Consider the following 20107-nt stretch of genomic DNA (forward strand, 5'->3'; position numbering starts at 1 on the left):
TCGCTAGAAAATGTTGCACAATGGGCAGGAGGATGATGAAAGAATGACTAATATGCATCAAGAACGGATTCCGGCTACGGCATCCGGCTCCAACATGACAAGCTATGATGAAACATATGGTAACTTTAGTTTTGAACAGCTTGAACAACAGTTTTCATGGTCTGAAACGGGCAAGGTCAATATGGCCTATGAAGCGATCGATCGTCATGTAGCAGCGGGACGAGGCGACAAAGTCGCTCTCTACTATAGCGATAACACTAGAGACGAATCGTATACGTTCCAAGAGCTGTCCAGCCAATCGAACCGTTTTGCTAATGTGCTTCGCGGACTCGGAATCGGGAAAGGCGAGCGGGTATTTATTTTCATGCCGCGTACGCCTGAGTTATATTTCAGTCTTCTTGGCTCCCTTAAAGTCGGTGCGGTTGTCGGCCCATTATTCGAAGCGTTTATGGAAACAGCCGTCAGAGACCGTTTGCTTGACAGCGGTGCAACCGCAATCGTGACGACACCTGCATTGCTCTCGCGAATTCCGCGCAGCGAATTGCCGGATTTGAAGCATGTCATCGTTTACGGTGACGGCGTCGAAGCAGCAGAAGGCATTGTTGATTTTAAAGAAGAGATGGCGAAGGCAGCAGATGAAGCTGAGATGGAATGGCTTGATCGTGAAGATGGCCTTTTGCTTCACTATACATCGGGCTCCACGGGCAAACCTAAAGGTATTTTCCATGTTCATAATGCGATGATTCAGCACTACTTCACAGGAAAAGTTGTATTGGATTTGCAACCGGACGATGTGTATTGGTGCACAGCCGATCCGGGCTGGGTTACAGGAACCTCTTACGGAATATTCGCACCTTGGCTTAACGGTGCTGCCAATGTCATTCGCGGTGGACGTTTCAGCCCGCAGGACTGGTATTCCACAATCCAGAAATACGGCGTTACCGTATGGTACAGCGCTCCAACGGCATTCCGCATGCTCATGGGCGCAGGGGATGATGTCGTTCAGAAATTCGACCTCTCCAGCCTGCGTCATGTCCTTAGTGTCGGTGAGCCGCTTAATCCAGAGGTTGTTCGCTGGGGGCTCAAAGTCTACAACCAGCGGATTCATGATACGTGGTGGATGACGGAAACCGGTGCGCAGCTGATTTGTAACTATCCGAGCATGGATATTAAACCAGGCTCCATGGGTAAACCGATTCCGGGCGTTCAAGCGGCGATTATCGATGACAGCGGAAACGAGCTTCCGCCTTACCGGATGGGTAACCTGGCCATTCGCACACCTTGGCCGTCGATGATGCGCAAGGTTTGGAATAACCCGGCGAAATACGAAGAGTATTTCCGTCTGCAGGGCTGGTACATTTCCGGCGATTCCGCTTATCAAGACGAAGACGGTTACTTCTGGTTCCAAGGTCGTATTGATGATGTTATCAATACAGCAGGTGAGCGAGTAGGGCCATTCGAAGTGGAGAGTAAGCTCGTTGAGCATCCGGCTGTTGCCGAAGCTGGCGTCATTGGTAAGCCGGACCCGATGCGCGGCGAAATCATTAAAGCGTTCGTTGCTCTTCGTGAAGGCTACACCGCCTCTGATGAACTGAAGGCGGATATCGCTAAGTTTGTCAAAGAAGGCTTGTCCGCTCATGCAGCGCCTCGCGAAATCGAATTCAAAGATAAACTGCCGAAGACACGCAGCGGCAAGATTATGCGCCGCGTACTGAAGGCATGGGAGCTCAATCTCCCGACAGGCGACCTGTCAACAATTGAAGACTAAGGCGTTCCATAAACAAAAGCCGCCAAGTGCATCGAATGATGCGCTTGGCGGCTTCTTTCATTATTTGATTCCGACCGGTGTGGAGGTGTTGGATTCGCCAGTCTCATTGACCGCACTGACTTGGAAGTAACCTGTGGTCATTGGAGAAACGTACTCGAATCTGGCCTCTTCCGTTGAGCCGATTTTGCGATATCTGCCATTCTCGGTCGTGCTGTAATAGACATTGTACTGCAGCACTTGCTCAGAAGTGGCATTATCTGACCAGGTTAGCTTAATTCCGATATCGGTGCTTTCAAGCTTCACATTCATCGGGACGGTCGGAGCGGCTAGGCCGCTCTCGCCGGTCGAAGTCCCCGGATCAGGAAGCAGTATGCCGCCGGTATCATCACCTGTACCTTGAACGTCACCTTGATCCGGGAAATCCGGAGTAGGTGGAAGCGGATTGCTGCCGCTGCCGGACGCTACAATGATGCTTGGGGAAGATTCTCTTCCCGCGATATCAACGGAAGTCACGTAATAGCTGAATGTTGCAGAGCCGCTGACGTAATTGACGAAACGACTTTCCTGGCCTGTCATAACCGGGCTACCTGTGTTAGTGAAAGGCCCGTCATTAATAGCGCGGTATAACCGGTAACCGACAATATCTTTCTCAGGTGCCGGAGCAAATACGATACGATATGCATTCGTCTTGCTCACGGTTTCGAGACGCACATTAGATGGAGCAGAAGGGGCCTTACCGTCTTCCACGCGCGGATCGACGATGGATGGGGCATCCTGCCCGGCATCCGGCGGCAAGTACATATCCATCGGTCTGCGGCTTTCTTCAGGAAGCTTAGCTTGTGCAGCTTCAATTTCCTGCATGAGTACATCCAGTGGTTTCTCGCGTTTGACGACCGTGAGTTCCTTAATCATATCTGCAGGTGTTGAAGGCTGCGGGATGTAGTTGACCCCGTTGAACGAGATAACGGCCATTTTGACGAGCGCGTCATCGGCGTCCTTCGGCAGGAATTTGCTGTTGAACCAATCGGTTACCAGCTTACCATTGCTCCGTGTAAGCTCTGTAGGGAGCTTACCGCTAACGCTTGATACCGTTGATTTCACAATACCCGAAGGCATGCTGAACTGCTTGGTAGGGAATAACTCAGGCCGTTCATCCGTCACTTCATTCATAATAAGCGCCCAGATGTTCTTCGCGTGATTTCTGCCGTCTTTCGATAAAGAGTAAGCTTGTTTCTCATAACCGACCCACACGCCAAGGGTGATATCCGGGGTGTAGCCCTCGAACCAAACATCGCCATAGCTTTGCGTGGAGCCTGTTTTACCGACTACTGGGATTTTGCCGTAATTTTTGAACTTCGATGCCACAGCATGGCCGGAGCCGTTCGGATCTGAAATGACTGTTTTTAGCATATCCGTCATGAGGAACGCTGTTTGCTGCGAGAAAACCCGAAGCGGCTTCGCTTCATGCTTATAGACGATATCGCCATTGGCATCGGTAATTTTGCTAATCATGTAAGCATCGTTAAAGACGCCGTCATTCGCGATTGCACCGTATGCATTCGTGAGCTCCTCAACAGAAACACCAATGCTGAGACCTCCGATTACACCGGTTTGCGCATATTCATCTTCCGGTTTAAGGGAAGTAATGCCGAGCTTTCTGGCGAATTTCCAAGCTTCCGGAATGGTCACCACTTGGTTAAACAGCTTAAGAGCCGGAAGGTTCAAGGAGCGGTTTAACGCTTCACGTGCAGTAACAAGACCATAAAACTTCTTATTGAAGTTCATCGGGATGTGGAAGCCTTTCTGTCCATCCTTAAGCACCATTGGCGCATCATCCAGTACGCTGGCAGGTTGAATTAAGCCTTTCTCGATAGCAGGCAAGTAAGCGGCAATCGGCTTCATCGTAGAACCGGGCTGCCTTGTCATCTGAGTGGCATGGTTCATCTGCTCGGTGTAGAAGTCGCGGCCTTCCAGCATCCCCAGGATGGCGCCGGTCTTATGATCGAGCATGACGGCTGCCGTTTGCTCCATGCCTTTCTCTTCGCTGTCCGGGTCGAAATTCTCTGGGTTAGTGCCTACTTTATGTATGGCATTATATACGCGCTTGTCGATTGTCGTGTAGATGTGATATCCACCGCGCAGCAGGCGCTCCCGCGCTTCTTCAATCAGCGGCGCATTTTCTTTCTTGCGGACATCCGCAATTGTCAGGTTAGGGTTCTCCTGCATGAGCAAAATTTCTGCACCCTGACGTTCTGCCTCAAGCATCAAGTAGGGGAAAGTGGAGTACGCTTTCTCCGTAGGCTTGGCTAGCGAGGCTTTAATATCAAAAGCCATTGCTTCATCGTATTGTTCCGCGCTGATTCGAGTTGTTTCAAGCATCCGCTTAAGCACCATATGCTGACGGTCGATCGAAAGGGCGAAGCCGGATTCGTTGAATTTGCCTTTGCTGGTGAAGGCCGTATAGGCCGACGGTCGCTGCGGCAATCCAGCCAAATAGGCAGATTGTGCGATGTTCAGTTGATTCAGATCCGTAATATTGAAGATCCCTTTAGCTGCTGCTTTAATACCATATAGATTATAGCCGCTGTTACCTGTACCAAACTGTACCTTGTTGAGATAAGCAGTCAGAATTTCATCCTTGGTCATAAACCGCTCGAGCCGCATGGAGAGGAAGATTTCCTTTACTTTACGACTGTCTGTCTTGTCCAAGGTGAGAAACACACGTCTGGCGAGCTGTTGTGTGAGCGTACTGCCGCCTGTTTGTGTTTCTTCGTTAAGTACTTTTTGCTTCACGGCGCGTGCAAGGCCATTGAAATCGACGCCGATATGTGAGTAGAAATTGTTGTCCTCCGTTGCAAGGACGGCATTGACGACTTGTGCAGGGATATCAGCTCTCTTAATGAGCCGGCGGTCCTCTTGTGTACGCAATTGACCGACAGGTGTTTGTCCATCATTGAAGTAGACAAAACCGGTTACGGCGTTTTCGTTCATTTTGGTTTCAATATCAGTGCGAGGGCGTACGGGTTCATCCTTGACGAAGGATGCAACGTAACCAGCGACGGTAGCTCCGGCAAACAATCCGATCAATAATCCGAAAATGAATAGCCATTTGAAGGTTACGAGCGTCACGATTCCAAAAGTCCGCCATTTGCTGTATCCTTTTGTTTTCTGTTGACGGTCTTGATTCATAAAATGATTAGCCTCCTCCGATTAACAGTGCTATTATAGCATAAATCGCCATACGGTTTGCAGTGGAGAACGCGTTTTTGTCTAAACTTATGGACAATAAGGATTCTCGTTGACTTTTACTAAACGTGTATGATATAACCTAAAACAAGAAAAGTTCATATTGAAACGTGTTGACAGGCATCAGTAGAGCTGCTGATCGACGATTTCAGAGAGCCGGTGGGTGGTGTGAACCGGTACGCGCTGCAGTTTGAATTACCGCCTCGAGCTGATCGGACGAACGAGGTCTACTTGAGTAATATTAGAGTAGCCCTGCCAGTAGTCTGTTTCCGGATAGAATCCGTTATGAAATGAAGTGAGAGCCGCCAGATTGGCGTCCGCGTCAGTCCAACTGACATCCGGCGCCGGCGACTCTAACGAGGGTGGTACCGCGAGCAAATCCTTCTCGTCCCTTGAGGACAGAAGGATTTTTTGTTATTTCGCGGAGGGAGTCGATCGTAATGGTGAAATGGGAACAACTTACGGCTGAACAGCAGCAGGAAGTAGAAAGACAAATGAACGTCATTCGCCGCGGTGTCGTTGAAATCGTACCGGAGGATGAATTGAAAGCGAAAGTAGTTGGCGCTGTTGCGACGGGCACGCCGCTGAAAGTAAAACTTGGGCTTGATCCTTCTGCACCGGATATTCACATCGGACACACGGTTGTGCTTCACAAGCTAAGACAGTTTCAGCAGCTTGGACATACGGTGCAGCTCATTATCGGTGATTTCACCGGAAGAATCGGGGATCCAACCGGGAAATCAGAGACACGTAAGCAATTGACCGAAGAAGACGTTAAGCGCAATGCGGAGACGTATAAGAAGCAAATTTTCAAGCTGCTTGATCCGGCGCAAACTACCGTTTACTACAACTCGGAGTGGCTGAGTCCGCTGCAATTTGCAGATGTTGTGACTTTGTCGGCGAAAGTAACGGTTGCGCGTATGCTCGAGCGCGATGATTTTACGAAACGCTACCAATCCGGTCAGCCGATCAGTATCCATGAGTTTTTCTACCCACTGATGCAAGGTTATGACTCCGTTGCGCTGGAAAGCGATGTTGAGCTGGGGGGGACGGATCAGAAGTTCAATCTGCTCATGGGTCGCACCCTTCAGAGGGAATATGGCAAGAGCGCACAGGCTGCTATTCTCACACCGCTTCTGGAAGGCTTGGACGGCGTGAACAAAATGAGTAAGAGCCTTGGCAATTACATCGGGATTGATGAGGAGCCGAATCAAATATACGGGAAATCGATGTCGATTCCGGATGAGCTTATGGTCAAATACTATGAGCTTGCAACAGATATGGCAGATGAAGAACTGGAAGCGCTGCGAGTTGGTCTCGAGAAGGGCAGTGTACATCCAAGAGATGCGAAGATGAAGCTTGGTCGCACGCTTGTCCGAATGTACCATGGCGAAGAGGCGGCGGAGGCAGCGGAGCAGCATTTTATCACCGTATTCCAGAAACGTGCTCTCCCTACTGATATTGAAGAAGTGCCGCTTTCAAGTCATGTCCTTGAAGAAGGCTCCATCAGCATCCTCAAGCTGCTTACGACTCTTGGGCTGCAGACATCCTCCAGTGAAGCTAAGAGAAGCGTACAGCAAGGCGCTGTGCGTATCAACGAAGTTAAGCTTGAAGACTGGTCAGCTGCCATAACACCGGAGAACGGTGACATCGTGCAAGTCGGCAAACGGAAAATTGTTAAAATCGTGCTGCAATAGCAGATCATAAAGGCTCACCTGGCGAAGCGATTTGCTGGTGAGCCTTTTCTATATTTCGACAAAGCTTGTCCGTACTGTCGTTGTCCATCGAAACTTATGGAAAGATACTGCGTAATAAATACCGAATGTTCTACTAGAATATGGTTTAATTTATAAATGAAGGGGGGAGTGCTTTGGAGAGTTTATTCATGGGCTGCCTAGTTGGCGGCATTCTTTTCGCGATTGTAAGTGTCGTTCTTGGAGATTGGCTTAGCGCTTCTCTCGACGGGATGCTTGATTTTCTGTCATTGGATGGGTATCCGATCTTGCAGCCGATGGCGATCGTCGGCGGTATTACTGTACTCGGCGGCGCCGGCCTGCTGCTGGATAGACATACTGAGCTGGGCACGGCAATCGTGCTGCTGTTATCGATTCTCTGTGCGGTTGCGTCTGCTATAGGGGTGTATTACTTCTATGTGCGTCCAATGCAGAAGACTGAGAATTCGACCGGGTATTCGATGAAGGAGCTTGCTGGTACGATTGGCGAAGTTTCCGTTCCGATTCCGGCGAAAGGGTATGGGGAAGTATTGATTCGAGTAGGCGCCGGCCTTACCAGTCATATTGCCTCGAGTCATGATGGCGTCTTGATCCCGAATGGTTCACGCGTCGTTGTGATTAACGTTGAAGGACATTCGTTAATTGTTTCACTATTAGAGCTGTAGAATTAACAACCGAGAGGGGATTTTTGCTTGATTCCAGATTACTTAGTCATTCCTGCAGTCGTTGTTGGTGTTCTTATCTTACTCGGTCTCGCATTTTGGGCGCGTTACAAAACGGTTGGGCCGGATAAAGCGATGATTGTTACCGGTACTTTCCTTGGGGGTCGTAATGCGGCCATTGACGAGACCGGACGCCGAATCAAAATCGTACGCGGCGGCGGGGCATTCATTCTTCCCGTATTCCAAAAAGCAGATTTCCTCTCGCTGCTCTCTCATAAGCTGGATGTATCGACGCCTGAAGTATATACCGAGCAAGGTGTTCCGGTCATCTGCGATGGCGTTGCCATTATTAAGATTGGCGGTACAGTAGAAGATGTTGCAACAGCAGCAGAGCAGTTCCTCGGCAAGCCGACGGAATCGCTGAAAGGCGAAGCGCAAGAAGTATTGGAAGGTCATCTTCGTGCCATACTCGGCTCGATGACCGTGGAAGAAGTGTATCGGAACCGCGATAAATTCGCACAAGAGGTACAAGGGATTGCAGCGCTTGATTTGAAGAAAATGGGTCTGCAAATCGTGTCGTTCACCATTAAGGATGTTCGCGACAAGCATGGTTATCTGGACGCGTTAGGTAAGCCGCGTATCGCAGCCGTGAAGCGAGATGCTGACATTGCGGAAGCAGAAGCCGTTCGGGATTCGCGAATTCAGAAGGCGAAAGCGGAAGAAGAAGGGCAGAAGGCTGAGCTGCTTCGAGATACGAATATCGCGGAAGCGTCCAAAGCGAAGGAACTTAAAGTAGCTTCATTCAAGAAAGAGCAGGATTCCGCTAAAGCCGAAGCCGACCAAGCTTACGCGATTCAAGAAGCGAAAGCGAAACAGCAAGTGGTTGAGGAACAAATGCAGGTTGAAATCGTTCGTAAAGAACGTGAGATTGATATCGAAGGCAAAGAAATATTGCGTCGTGAGAAACAGTACGATGCGGAAGTGAAGAAGAAGGCAGATGCTGACCGCTACGCAGTAGAACAGGCGGCTGAAGCGGACAAATCGAAGCGGATGCGTGAAGCAGATGCGGCGCAATACAAGATTGAAGCTGAAGCACGTGCGAATGCGGAGCAGAAGCGACTTGATGGTATGGCAATTGCAGATGCAGAGCGTGCCAAAGGTACTGCTGAGGCCGAGGTTATCCGGCTCCGCGGTTTGGCAGAAGCGGAAGCGAAAGAGAAGCTGGCAAGAGCGTTCGAGCTCTTCGGCGAAGCAGCCGTTCTCGATATCATTGTGAAGATGCTCCCTGAGCTGGCCGGTAAAGTGGCCGATCCGATTCGTGCCATCGACAAGTTGACGATCGTGGATACCGGACATGGAGAAGGCGCGGCACGATTAAGCAACTATGTTACCTCCTTGATGGCAACAGCGCCGGAAATGCTTAAGAGTGTCTCGGGCATCGATCTGAATGCCTTTGTGAGAGGGTTAACAAACAAATCACAGCTTTCATCTGATGCGGGAGTAGCAGCGGTATCATCGCTGCCTGAAGCACTTGTCCAAGAAGTAGCGGCAAAATTGTCCAAACCGAGCGAATAACGGAATAGGTATAAAAAAAGAGCGGTCCGAATATTCGGACCGCTCGATTTATTAACGGCTGTAGAACTCGACGATTTGTTTCTCGTCGATCTCTTGTGGAAGTTCAGCACGCTCAGGAAGACGAAGGAATTTACCTTCAAAAGCGCCATCGTTGAACTCAAGGTAGTTCGGTAGGAAGTTACGTCCTGCCAAAGCTTCTTTGATCGATTTCATTGTACGGCTGCGCTCGCGAAGACCGATAACATCGCCAAGCGAAACTGTGTAAGAAGCGATGTCGACTTTCTTACCGTTTACAGTTACGTGACCGTGGGATACAAGCTGACGAGCTCCTGCACGGGAGTTTGCGAAACCAAGACGGTAAACCAGGTTGTCCAGGCGGCTCTCAAGAAGCGCCATGAAGTTTTCACCGGCAATACCTTTTTGTTTCGAAGCTTTGTCAAACAGGTTACGGAATTGTTTTTCGTTCATACCGTACATGTGACGAAGCTTTTGTTTTTCTTGCAATTGAATACCGTAGCCGCTCATTTTCTTGCGTTGACCCGGACCGTGTTGGCCTGGCGGGAATGCGCGTTTCAATTCTTTACCTGTACCGCTTAGGGAAATGCCGAGGCGACGGCTTAGTTTAAATTTAGGGCCTGTATATCTTGACATGTGTCGTAAAACTCCTTCTTCAAATGGGATGTTTGAAATGGGTGTTTCGCCGAGTGCTGTCTACGCTGCATTGTACAAACAATGAAGTCCTGACAGGTATGTTCAGCCGCAGACCTGTTAGCGACAGTCTCTTGAGGGTGACACAAAACCGTTCCCATGTATTCAACTATAAATATTATATAAGTTGAGCGGTGAATGTCAAGCAAATCGGATTAGAAAAGTGCCAGGGAATTTCATGAATCGCAACATAAATAATTGCTGTATCGCAGGACCTACTTATCTAGTGCCAAAAGTAGTGCATTTCAATAATATTTCAAGTATAGTTGTAGAATGGTAGAGGCAAATTTCTACATGGAAATCGAATATGGAATGAGGTGATGCTGCGGTGAAATCCATCAATTCCGATTGGGTGAAGAATGCAAACAATATGGCCGACATTCGCTTGAATACGCAGCAGCCAATGTCATCCTTTCCTTCAGGTGATATCCATGATAGCAGCGATTCAACAATCATCTCCCTATTCAAGGAAAGCTTCCAACACTGGTTGGAGGAAGCACAGGCAATGCAATCGCCTTTGCTACAGCATGAGCTTGCATTATTTAGTGCTTCCGGACAAGTTATTGCACAACATGGGCAAGTGTCCGAAGAGAATATTTCGGATCGAATTGAGGTTTCGTTACTTGATCGTTCGATTGAACCGCAAAGTATTGCTAGATTAGTGCTCATTATTCGTGACAACTGTGAGGAGCTTCAATCCCTGCTGCATACGACTGCGCTATTGATTCGTCAGATGTTCTATCACCGTTTCGATGTTAGGGTCGTCCGAGATTTGCATAACAGGCAGAAGCTAAGCGAGAAGGAAGCCAGGCATCAAGATACGATGTTTAATGTGGCGAAGAGGCTGCATGATCAAAATGATGTTTCGATGGTACTCCAGGTGTTGCTGCAGGATATGGCTGAGCTGTATCCGCTCGCAGATGTGAATTTGTATTTATCGCAAGACCATGTGAATAACGATCCGCGGGTCAAACCGCTTATGCTTAGGCATAGTACGGAAGATATTTATGCCAGATCGTTTCTTTCCGGGCAGCCGATCGTCAGCTCCGAGGAGAACAACACGAAGGTAGCGATTCCAATGAGCGGCAAACAAGCCGTTTACGGAGTTCTTAGCTTAGTTATGGAAACTGCGCATTGGGAAGATGCCGAGATTCGAGCACTTGTCATGCTTGCAGATACGGCAGGCTCCGCTTTTGAGAATGCCAAGCTCTTCGAGCAATCCAATTTGTTAATCAGCGAATTGCAGCTCATTAATGAGTTAGCGAAACGACTTAATCAATCGCTTCGTCTCAATGAAGTATTCGATTTCGCGATGACGGAGCTGCTCCATATTTTCAAAGCGGATTACTGCCATTTGATTCAATTGACAACTGAAAACCCAAGTTTTCAAATTGCAGCGAGTAATTTGCCTAACGTGGTAGGAGAGAAGTGTTCCACAGATTACGGTTTCTGCGGAATCATTCATAGCACGAAAGAGCCGCTCATCATCTCTGACTACTTGGCCACGCGAGTGGTTGATTCCAATCTAATGGACGAAACAGGCTCCAGATCGCTAATTGCCGCGCCGGTCATGTCCGGTTCAGAGCTATTCGGTGTGATCATGGTCTCGGACAAGAACGCGAACTATTTCTCCTACGAGAACTACAAACTGCTGCAGGTGCTGACCACCCACATCGGTCTGGCGATTTCGAATGCATCCTTGCATGCCGAAGTGAGACGGATGGTCATTACGGATAACTTAACCGGGCTGTACGCCCGAAATTATTTGAACGAGCAGATTCAATATCGCCAGCGGAAAGACCCTTGCGGGTCACTCGTCTTGGTGGATATCGATCATTTCAAGAAAGTGAACGACACTTACGGCCATCTCATCGGAGATAGCATTCTCGTTATCGTGAGTGATGTGATTCGCTCCTGTATTCGTGACAGCGATATCGCTGCGAGATGGGGCGGTGAGGAGCTTGCCGTATATTTGCCGCAAATTAGATCGATGCAAGCTTACCGAATCGCAGAGCGGATCCGCAATATGGTGGAAGAGCATACAGAGCCGAAGGTGACCGTATCCTGCGGATTATCGGAGTGGACGTTCGAGGAAGAGAAAATCAGCGTCGAATCTTTATTTAATCGGGCAGATATGGCATTGTATGAGGCGAAGAAGAATGGGCGTAATCGCATCATGATCGGATAGCAGCATTTTATAGGTGAAACGGCGGCAGCTTTAATGGCTGCCGTTTTTTTGTTGTTTCGTTACATAAAGACACGCGATGCAACAGACGCTAAGTGAGATAGGCAGAACGGGCTGGGCTGGAGGCGAAACGAATGAAAATATTGAAATGGTCGACCTGTTGTTTAATCATGCTTACGGTAATCGGCTGCAATTCAGCAGCAGACAATAAATCGCCGGGAGAGCTGCTTTCCTTATCCGTATCAGGCTTGTCAGGCGTTGACAGGTATGCTTTTACAGGTGATACGGGTATCGGTCTTACCGGCATATCACCGCTAAAGGCGATGACGTTTCAAGGGACGGTTGAGAATCATAACAATGTTAAGGTGAAGGCAAACAATCCGGATTCGCTTGGCAGCTCGATTCATCCCCTTGAGTATCTCAGACAGGTGGAAAACAATGCTCAGTCTACGGAATTAGTGCCCTCAGAATCCGGAAATCGAACCGCGGTATTACGCATTACTTCTAACGAGGCGAAAGCGAAGGAGACATGGGTACAAACACTTCGAGAAGAATTTAGCGTCCTTGAGAAGAAAGTGCCTGCGGCTTCGGCATCCAAGAATACGATGCAGAGCAAACGCGCATCAGAATCTGAAGGCTCGCTTGAGAGAGAGTGGAATGAAGAGCTCAGCCGTTCCAAAGCACAGCTCGAAGCAATGTTGTCCACACTTCGTGTGCAATCCAGCTGTCGAATGATCATCGACCGGAAGAAACTGCTGCCTCTGCAAGTAGAGGAGAAAACGACGCTGCAGTACAAAGCGGAAGGACAGGATCGGAAGGAGTTACGAGTTACAAAGATTGTCTTTACGCGACTGGGAGGCGGCCAATTGTAGCTTCGTGCATCAGCGCTTAATAAATGGTAGGATAGGTAATGAATTTATTAATTGGAGGTTATTAAACAATGCGTGATCCTCGTATGCAGAAGCTTGCAGCAAATTTAGTGGGATACTCCATCGATGTACAACCCGGAGAAAACGTCCTTATCGATATGATTGGATCGGAGCGAGAGCTTGCGAAATGCATCATCGAAGAAGTGGCCAAGAAAGGCGGACGTCCCTTCGTTGAGACCAGTGACCGTTCCGTACTGCGTTCCATGCTGATGAATGCAACGGAAGAGCAAATTAAACTGTGGGCCTCGTTCGACTTGAAGCGGATGGAGGCGATGGATGGTTACATAGCGATTCGTGCAGGTGAGAACATTAACTCCCTAGCCGATGTGCCTAGCGACAAAATGAATCTGTATGAAAAATATTACCGTCATCCGATTCACTCCGAGCAGCGTGTGAAGCATACAAAGTGGGTTGTTCTGCGTTATCCGAACGATTCCATGGCACAATTGGCTAACATGAGCACCGAAGCGTTCGAGGACTTCTATTTTAATGTGTGTAATCTTGATTATGCGAAAATGGATAAGGCGATGGACCCGCTCGAAGAGCTGATGAAGAAAACCGACCGCGTTCGGATCGTCTCCCCCGGAACGGATCTGACGTTCTCGATTAAAGGAATCGGTGCAGAGAAATGTTCCGGTCAGAAGAACATTCCGGATGGTGAAGTGTTCAGCTGTCCGATTCGTGAATCCGTTCAAGGTTCGATCACGTACAACTCGCCATCGGTTTATTCCGGTACTACGTTCGAGAACATTAAATTTACGTTCAAAGATGGCAAAATCGTCGAGGCGACAAGCAATAACACCGAGAAGCTGAATGAGATTCTGGATATGGATGAAGGTGCCCGTTACATCGGCGAATTCAGCCTTGGCTTTAACCCGTACATCCTGCATCCGATGAAAGATATATTGTTCGATGAGAAAATCGCAGGCAGCCTGCACTTTACACCGGGGCAAGCTTACGAGGAAACCGATAACGGCAACCGTTCCGCTGTTCACTGGGATCTTGTCCTTATTCAAAGACCGGAGTACGGAGGCGGGGAAGTGTATTTCGATGATCGTTTGATCCGCAAGGATGGACTTTTTGTCATTCCTGAACTCGAAGGCCTGAATCCGGAGAACTTAAAGTAAAATTACCTTGAAGGAATACAAGAATCGGGTTATGATGAATGAAGCTACCGAAAGTAACTAAATTATGGAGGGATTCCCATGTCCAATAACGCGGCAATCGTAGATATTTCCCAAACGGCTAACAAATTCCAATCGTCCATTGTACTCCAAGCTGAGAATAAATACATTGACGTTAAGAGCATCCTCGGTCTATTCACGACATTGGTCGGCGGACATTCCTATGATCTCCACGTCCACGGTGCTGACGCTGATGAAGCGAAAGCGGCACTGGCAGCAGTATTCGAGAAACATAATCTTAAAGTAAATGTAGTTGAATAGCAGTTCATCATCATCATAAGAAGCGCCTCGCCGAGATATCGGTGAGGCGCTTCTTGTTTTGACCTTGTACATTCCGTTGTTTTCGACTAATATAAAGAATAGATAAATGGATTAGTATCACGCATTAAGGAGGAGTACGATGTCTTCATCCGATGTTCTTATTCATCTGCATCAAAAAGCGCTCAATCTCCTTCACGAGGATGCCACTAAAATCGAAAAGTTGATCGAAGTGCAAATGGAAAATTTGGCGACGAGAAAATGTCCGCTTTATGAAGAAGTATTGGACACTCAAATATACGGCTTTTCCAGAGAAATCGATTTTGCGATTCGTGCAGGACTTGTCGGTGAATCTGTCGGCAAAGAAATCATTAACAAATTAGAAAGAAATTTAGCGCAGCTGTATGAAGCGTTAAACGGGTAGCCGCGATTTATCGCAGCTGCTCTTTTTTTATGGCAACACAAAAGACGCTCCGTCAACTGACGGAGCGTCTTTTGTGTAAGCTAGACGAGGTAGAAGGAAATACCCAGTATGATGTAAACGATCAAGAGCAATGCGCCTTCATACCAATTCGTCTGCCCGTCCTTCGAGATGGACTTGGCAATAAAGACGGACACGGCAATCGCTGTAAGCTCGATTGGCGTGAACACGATATCCATCGTAGGTCCAAACAGCGTACTGACCAGGATCAGAACCGGGGCAACAAACAAGGCGATCTGCAAACTGCTGCCGACTGCAATTTCTACTGCGGCGCCGATTTTGTTCTTCATTGCGAGCATGACGGCTGCACTATGTTCTGCTGCGTTACCTACGATCGCTATCAGGAAGGCACCCACAAACACTTCAGAGAAGCCGAAATCAGCTGTAAACGTATGTAAGGTGCTGACGAGCCATTCGCTGACGAAAGCCGTCATAACGGTCGCTAGGATGAGGAAGAGGACGGACATGTTTTTGGACCAAGCGGCTTCTTCGCCGTGATCAGGTGTCGTTTCTTCGACATCCTCAAGAATGTCCTTATGCGTGATCATGGAGAAAATGAGCCAAAGCACATAAGCGACAATAAGAATAATCGCGATCGTTATGCTGAGGAATTTGGTGTTCTCCACTGAGAAATGCTGATTAGTGATAAAGATAGCAGGAATGGCAAGCGCGATGACAGCCAAGATCATAAGGGAAGAGTTGTGGCTGGCAAGCTGCACGTTGAATTTCTGTTCTTTGTACTTTAAGCCGCCGAGCAGAACGCTGGCACCTAGTACGAGTAGAAGGTTACCGATAATGGAACCGGTGATGCTGGCTTTTACCATATCGAATAGGCCTTCGCGAACAAGGAAGATGGCAATAATCAATTCCGCCGCATTTCCGAAGGTAGCATTCAGAAATCCGCCAAGCCGCTGACCGGCATAGTGAGCGACGCTCTCGGTAGCTTTTCCCAGAAAGCCGGCTACAAACAAGATCGCGACCGCTGAAATAATGAATTCAATGGTCGTGCCGAAATGGGCATAATGACTAATTCCGCTGAGTACAAACAACCCGATAAGCAATGTAAAAAACAATTTCTGGTTCACAGTCAAGGCACCTCGTTCGTCAATTGGTAATATTGGAAATCTGTTAACACTATAGCTGAAAACAGCGAATGTGTAAACTTGGTAATCGACAATATTCTAAGAAGATTGACAATTTTACAGGAAGCGTTTATTCGTTATTCTCGCGTAAAGCCGGAGGAATATTCATCGCGGTTATTTTGCGACTCTGATTAATACGTACACGATTCAGAAACATGCAATCAACAAAGTAATTGCCTTGCTTCGGATGTGCCATTCCATTACAATGGAAACATAAGGTGAACGAGGAGTGAGTGGCATGACAGAAGAACTTCAAACCGGCATCATACGTATATCAGACGACGTGGTCGCCACCATCGCGGGACTGGCTGCACTTGAGACTCCGGGCATTGCTGCTATGTCGGGAGGTATTTCCGAAGGGCTGGCGAAACGCCTAAGCGGGAAGAACGCACAAAAAGGCGTATCGGTCGAAGTCGGCCAGCTGGAAGCCGCGATCGATTTAAGAATTATCGTGAAATACGGTATTCCGATTCAAGAGGTTTGCCGTCAACTGCAGGAGAATGTCCGCGAAACGGTTGCGAACATGACAGGACTTCATGTCGTTGAAGTGAACATCAAGGTTGAAGGTGTTGCCTTCAAGGAAGAAGAAGTCGAGGAGCTTGCGAGGCTGAAATAAGGACTAGGAACAAGAAAGGCATGCCCCACTGGGCATGCCTTTCTTGTTTTATCGACTGCGCTGTAGCGGTGGCTTGTCAGGCTTATTGTACTCTCGTGAGATACTCAGCAGTATACCCATGCTAAGCAACGAAACAATGAGCGATGAGCCTCCATGACTGACAAACGGCAGCGTTACACCTGTTATCGGAATTGCGCCTGTCACACCGCCGATGTTGACGAGTGTCTGAACGGCGAATAAACCGACGATGCCGACCCCCACGATGGTACCATAGCTATCCGGACATCGAACAGCAACGAGTAACCCTCGCCAGAGGAAAAATAAATAGAAGAGCAAGAAGAGCAGACTTCCGATAAAGCCGAATTCTTCGGCGATGATGGAGAAGATAAAGTCGCTGTAAGGATAAGGCAGATATTTGAGCTTCTGTACGCTGTGTCCGAAGCCTGCGCCGGTAATGCCGCCGTGCCCAAGCGCCTGCAGAGAGCGCGATAAGTGAAAGGTGCTGTCCTGTTCATCCGACAACGGGTCCATAAACGCCGTGAAGCGATTGATTCGGTACTGCCAGTCATCATGATCATTCATAATGGAGATACTGGCCCAGGATGCGACAAGAGAACCAATAATAATGCCAGCGAGAAATAATTGCTTCAAGTTCGCTCCGCCGGCAACGATGATAATGATAGAGCATGCACTGATAACGATGCAAGCACCTAAATCGGGCTGCATCATGATGATTAAGCATATGATTCCGATAATGGTGAAAACCGGGAAAAGCCCTTTTTTGAAATCTCTAAACTTCTCGCCTTTCTTGGCAATCAGTGAGCCTAAATAAAGGATGAGACCCAGCTTGACGAATTCGGTAGGCTGAATGCCGATCGGTCCAATATAGAGCCAGCTTTGAGCACCGTTTAATTCTTTGCCGATGAAAGGGACCAGAATGAGCGTAATCATAACGGGGATGAAGTAGAGGATGAAGCCTTTTTTGAATACGGCATAGGGGATGTTCATAACTACGAACATCGAGATCGTACCTAACACGGCCCACATCAGCTGTCGCTTCGTATAATACAAAGCGTCAAAATTCGAAGTCTTCGAAATAACAGCCGTGTTGGAGCTTGCACTGAACACCATAACAAGACCAAAGCCGACTAACAGCAGCGTAAGTACCAGAAGCAAGAAATCCGGCCTGCCGCGCAGGCCGATTGTCTTTGTTTTCGTTGTTTGTGGCTTCATAGCCAGCTAGGCAAGCAATTTCTTCAATTCTTGCAGACGCTGAGTTGCCGCATTCAGAATCGGCTGTGGTACAGGCGATTCATAGTCTAGACCATGCGGGAACGTAGCTCGTCCGATATAAACGGATTCCACTTGCAGCACAGCGTGAGAGGATTCCAGCTTACCTTCAATTGCGCGGACATTGAAGCGCAGGAAGTATTCTTCACGATTTGTGCGGTCTTCCAGCTTCAGATCGTACGTAGCGCGGTAATATTCCCATTGCCAGCGAACAAAGCCGAGCTTCTCCGCTGACTCGTCAAGGTGCGCGAGTTCACTAGTCATGCCGTTCAGGCCTGTATTCTCAATAATCATAGGGTGATCCTCCTTCAAGCTACAGAACAGGTTTTCTTCTTATTCATGATAGTATTTTTCATGGGCCAGTGCAAGCCTAACTCCCGTGGCCGCAAGGCGCAAAAAGTGACATATTTACGAAAAATGTTGCCTGAAATCGCCAAAAAACAAATTTCAGTTCACTCTCTCATTCTGGTACAATAGGGGATAAGTCAATTGTGAGCGAGGGGGTTTGTAAGCGTGAGTATAACAAACAAGATGGAGGCACAGCTGCAAACTGTCTATCCGAATATGGTTCAGTGGCGCAGGTATTTGCATCAGCATCCGGAGATATCTTTTCATGAGAAGGAAACTTCTCGATGGATTGAGCAGCAGCTAGCAGAACTGGGCTGCGAAGTGAAGACGAGAGTCGGCGGTGGTTATGGACTGGTCGCTTCTATTCATGGCGATAAGCCAGGGCCGGTTATCGCACTTCGAACCGATATCGATGCACTACCCATCCAAGACGAGAAACTGACTGAGTACGCTTCGCAAGTACCCGGTGTTATGCATGCATGCGGTCATGACGCGCATACGGCAACGATGCTTGCCATTGCCCGCTTCTATAGTGAAAATAAAGAACATTTTGCAGGAGAGAGAAGATTGATCTTCCAGCCTGCGGAAGAGGTGTCTCCGGGCGGTGCAATGGGGATGATTGCCGGCGGGGCGCTCGAAGGCGTCGATGCGATCTATGGCGTACATCTATGGACACCGCTTCCTTATGGCCTGGCCGCAACGAAACCGGGGCCGTTCATGGCGGCGCCGGATGAAATTTATATCGATATCGCAGGCAAAGGCGGACATGGCGGATTACCGCATGAAACCGTCGATGCCGTGTTGGTCGCATCGGCCATTGTGCAAGCCATTCAGTCGATCGTAAGCCGAAATGTGAACCCGCTTGATCCTGCCGTTGTTTCGATCGGTTCCATTCATGCAGGCTCGACGGCCAATGTCATTGCGGAACGATGCCGGATGACAGGGACAGTACGTACATTCACCGATGAGGTCAGATCGTTTATTCAGGACAGGCTGAGAACGATCGTAACGCAGACTGCGGCAATGTATGGCGCTACAGCAGAGCTGGAGTACCGAGATGGATATCCTCCGGTAGTCAATGATGCGGTAGAAGCAGCGAGATTCTTCAAGGTGGCACCTGAGGTATTTGGCGCCGAAGGCGTACAGGAATCCGCTCTAATTATGGCCGGGGAAGACTTCACCTATTATTTGCGCGAAGTTCCGGGCTGTTTCATGTTTGTAGGCGCTGGGAATGAAGCTTGCGGAGCTACCTATCCGCATCACCATCCGAAGTTTGATTTGGACGAACGCGCTATGCTGAATGCAGCGAAGCTCATGATTGCTATGGCGGAGGATTTTGCGGAACAAGCCTCAGTTTAATTCATAAAAAGTCACCAAACGGCAAACCTATTGTTGAAATCCATGCATACGTCGAACGTGTTCGTGCGATTCATCAAGGAGGGAACTGCAATCGTGACGCGACTAGTAAAGGAATTAATGTCTACCGACTGTGTGACAGCGACACTGCTGGATAATGTTTATGAGCTTGCGGTATTGATGAAGGATCATGATATCGGCTTTGTCCCCATCGTGGATGGGAAGAAATTGATCGGTGTTGTGACGGACCGCGACTTGGTCGTTCGTGGCTACGCCGAGAAACATTCCGGTTCCACAGCAGTAGAAGAGGTGATCACGAAGGATGTCGTGACGATCGATGCCAAGACGACGGTGGATGAAGCGGGCAAGCTGATGGCTTCTCATCAAATTCGCCGTCTGCCGGTAGTCGAGGATGGGAATTTGATCGGAATTGTTGCAATTGGAGACTTAGCGATTCGAGAGATATACGTCGATGAGGCTGGAGATGCGCTCAGCAGCATATCGCAAGAGATGCACAGCGAGCAGCAAACGATCATCCATTAATGTACATGTCAGAAGAAGCGATTTGGCGCGTAACCGCCGAATCGCTTTTTTGCATGCATAATCCTGCCGGAAACTTTCAATAC

General features: G+C 48.5%; 17 protein-coding genes and 1 other annotated feature. Of the genes, 12 read left to right on the forward strand and 5 right to left on the reverse strand.

Annotated elements, in window-relative coordinates; translation table 11 throughout:
* The first annotated feature begins 43 nt into the window (after positions 1-43).
* Positions 44-1768, forward strand: coding sequence for an acetate--CoA ligase (gene acsA, locus AC0YNS_RS07835; protein WP_475780449.1), 1725 nt, complete (start codon positions 44-46; stop codon positions 1766-1768).
* A gap of 60 nt (positions 1769-1828) precedes the next feature.
* On the opposite strand, the gene AC0YNS_RS07840 is transcribed toward acsA, so the two are convergent.
* Positions 1829-4957 carry a transglycosylase domain-containing protein gene (locus AC0YNS_RS07840; protein ID WP_475780450.1) on the reverse strand — a complete coding sequence of 1043 codons (3129 nt, stop codon included), beginning with the start codon at positions 4955-4957 and terminating at the stop codon, positions 1829-1831.
* 161 nt (positions 4958-5118) lie between these two features.
* Positions 5119-5410: a binding site (T-box leader), on the forward strand.
* Positions 5411-5457: 47 nt separating this feature from the next.
* On the opposite strand from AC0YNS_RS07840, the gene tyrS reads away from it, so the two are divergent.
* The 3 genes from tyrS to AC0YNS_RS07855 all read left to right on the forward strand — a co-directional run bounded on the left by tyrS (position 5458) and on the right by AC0YNS_RS07855 (position 8984).
* On the forward strand, positions 5458-6711 hold the full coding sequence (tyrS, locus tag AC0YNS_RS07845) for a tyrosine--tRNA ligase (protein WP_475780998.1): 1254 nt from the start codon (positions 5458-5460) through the stop codon (positions 6709-6711).
* Between the two features lie 173 nt (positions 6712-6884).
* On the forward strand, positions 6885-7412 hold the full coding sequence (locus tag AC0YNS_RS07850) for an NfeD family protein (protein ID WP_475780451.1): 528 nt from the start codon (positions 6885-6887) through the stop codon (positions 7410-7412).
* Between the two features lie 30 nt (positions 7413-7442).
* Positions 7443-8984 carry a flotillin family protein gene (locus AC0YNS_RS07855; protein ID WP_475780999.1) on the forward strand — a complete coding sequence of 514 codons (1542 nt, stop codon included), beginning with the start codon at positions 7443-7445 and terminating at the stop codon, positions 8982-8984.
* Positions 8985-9035: 51 nt separating this feature from the next.
* Here AC0YNS_RS07855 and rpsD read toward each other — a convergent pair whose 3' ends face one another.
* Complete coding sequence (rpsD, locus tag AC0YNS_RS07860) at positions 9036-9635, reverse strand: 30S ribosomal protein S4 (RefSeq protein WP_475780452.1); 600 nt, start codon at positions 9633-9635, stop codon at positions 9036-9038.
* 385 nt (positions 9636-10020) lie between these two features.
* On the opposite strand from rpsD, the gene AC0YNS_RS07865 reads away from it, so the two are divergent.
* The 5 genes from AC0YNS_RS07865 (at position 10021) to AC0YNS_RS07885 (ending at position 14672) form a co-directional block, all read left to right on the forward strand.
* Entirely contained in the window at positions 10021-11880 is a 1860-nt protein-coding gene (locus tag AC0YNS_RS07865) for a sensor domain-containing diguanylate cyclase (protein ID WP_475780453.1), read from the forward strand.
* A gap of 131 nt (positions 11881-12011) precedes the next feature.
* Positions 12012-12749, forward strand: a complete 738-nt coding sequence (locus tag AC0YNS_RS07870; protein ID WP_475780454.1) for a hypothetical protein — start codon at positions 12012-12014, stop codon at positions 12747-12749.
* Between the two features lie 68 nt (positions 12750-12817).
* Positions 12818-13933, forward strand: a complete 1116-nt coding sequence (locus AC0YNS_RS07875) for an aminopeptidase (RefSeq protein WP_475780455.1) — start codon at positions 12818-12820, stop codon at positions 13931-13933.
* A gap of 78 nt (positions 13934-14011) precedes the next feature.
* Positions 14012-14251: an HPr family phosphocarrier protein gene (locus AC0YNS_RS07880; RefSeq protein ID WP_475780456.1), complete on the forward strand. Its 240-nt coding sequence runs from the start codon at positions 14012-14014 to the stop codon at positions 14249-14251.
* Positions 14252-14390: 139 nt separating this feature from the next.
* The gene (locus AC0YNS_RS07885; protein ID WP_475780457.1) at positions 14391-14672 is read left to right on the forward strand and encodes an Fpa/YlaN family protein; all 282 of its coding nucleotides are present in this window, start codon (positions 14391-14393) and stop codon (positions 14670-14672) included.
* An 80-nt stretch (positions 14673-14752) separates the two neighbouring features.
* On the opposite strand, the gene cax is transcribed toward AC0YNS_RS07885, so the two are convergent.
* Positions 14753-15814, reverse strand: coding sequence for a calcium/proton exchanger (gene cax / locus AC0YNS_RS07890; RefSeq protein WP_475780458.1), 1062 nt, complete (start codon positions 15812-15814; stop codon positions 14753-14755).
* A 295-nt stretch (positions 15815-16109) separates the two neighbouring features.
* Here cax and AC0YNS_RS07895 point away from each other — a divergent pair, with 295 nt between their 5' ends.
* Positions 16110-16487 (forward strand): Asp23/Gls24 family envelope stress response protein, encoded by a 378-nt coding sequence (locus AC0YNS_RS07895; RefSeq protein WP_090978210.1) that lies wholly within the window; start codon positions 16110-16112, stop codon positions 16485-16487.
* Between the two features lie 48 nt (positions 16488-16535).
* On the opposite strand, the gene ftsW is transcribed toward AC0YNS_RS07895, so the two are convergent.
* Both ftsW and AC0YNS_RS07905 read right to left on the reverse strand, forming a co-directional pair.
* Positions 16536-17720 carry a putative lipid II flippase FtsW gene (gene ftsW / locus AC0YNS_RS07900; RefSeq protein WP_475780459.1) on the reverse strand — a complete coding sequence of 395 codons (1185 nt, stop codon included), beginning with the start codon at positions 17718-17720 and terminating at the stop codon, positions 16536-16538.
* Between the two features lie 6 nt (positions 17721-17726).
* Entirely contained in the window at positions 17727-18071 is a 345-nt protein-coding gene (locus AC0YNS_RS07905) for a YugN family protein (protein ID WP_090978214.1), read from the reverse strand.
* Between the two features lie 219 nt (positions 18072-18290).
* On the opposite strand from AC0YNS_RS07905, the gene AC0YNS_RS07910 reads away from it, so the two are divergent.
* Both AC0YNS_RS07910 and AC0YNS_RS07915 read left to right on the forward strand, forming a co-directional pair.
* The gene (locus AC0YNS_RS07910; protein ID WP_475780460.1) at positions 18291-19484 is read left to right on the forward strand and encodes an amidohydrolase; all 1194 of its coding nucleotides are present in this window, start codon (positions 18291-18293) and stop codon (positions 19482-19484) included.
* Between the two features lie 93 nt (positions 19485-19577).
* A complete protein-coding gene (locus tag AC0YNS_RS07915) occupies positions 19578-20024 on the forward strand; it encodes a CBS domain-containing protein (protein ID WP_475780461.1) in 447 nt (148 codons plus the stop codon).
* Positions 20025-20107: the final 83 nt, after the last annotated feature.

It is taken from the genome of Paenibacillus sp. J22FR21 (assembly GCF_056269135.1).

Bases quoted from the DNA above. Each gene is read 5' to 3' on its own strand.
- acsA (WP_475780449.1), top strand. From the start codon at position 44: ATGACTAATATGCATCAAGAACGGATTCCGGCTACGGCATCCGGCTCC.
- AC0YNS_RS07840 (WP_475780450.1), bottom strand. From the start codon at position 4,957: ATGAATCAAGACCGTCAACAGAAAACAAAAGGATACAGCAAATGGCGG.
- rpsD (WP_475780452.1), bottom strand. From the start codon at position 9,635: ATGTCAAGATATACAGGCCCTAAATTTAAACTAAGCCGTCGCCTCGGC.
- AC0YNS_RS07870 (WP_475780454.1), top strand. From the start codon at position 12,012: ATGAAAATATTGAAATGGTCGACCTGTTGTTTAATCATGCTTACGGTA.
- AC0YNS_RS07875 (WP_475780455.1), top strand. From the start codon at position 12,818: ATGCGTGATCCTCGTATGCAGAAGCTTGCAGCAAATTTAGTGGGATAC.
- AC0YNS_RS07880 (WP_475780456.1), top strand. From the start codon at position 14,012: ATGTCCAATAACGCGGCAATCGTAGATATTTCCCAAACGGCTAACAAA.
- AC0YNS_RS07885 (WP_475780457.1), top strand. From the start codon at position 14,391: ATGTCTTCATCCGATGTTCTTATTCATCTGCATCAAAAAGCGCTCAAT.
- AC0YNS_RS07895 (WP_090978210.1), top strand. From the start codon at position 16,110: ATGACAGAAGAACTTCAAACCGGCATCATACGTATATCAGACGACGTG.
- ftsW (WP_475780459.1), bottom strand. From the start codon at position 17,720: ATGAAGCCACAAACAACGAAAACAAAGACAATCGGCCTGCGCGGCAGG.
- AC0YNS_RS07905 (WP_090978214.1), bottom strand. From the start codon at position 18,071: ATGATTATTGAGAATACAGGCCTGAACGGCATGACTAGTGAACTCGCG.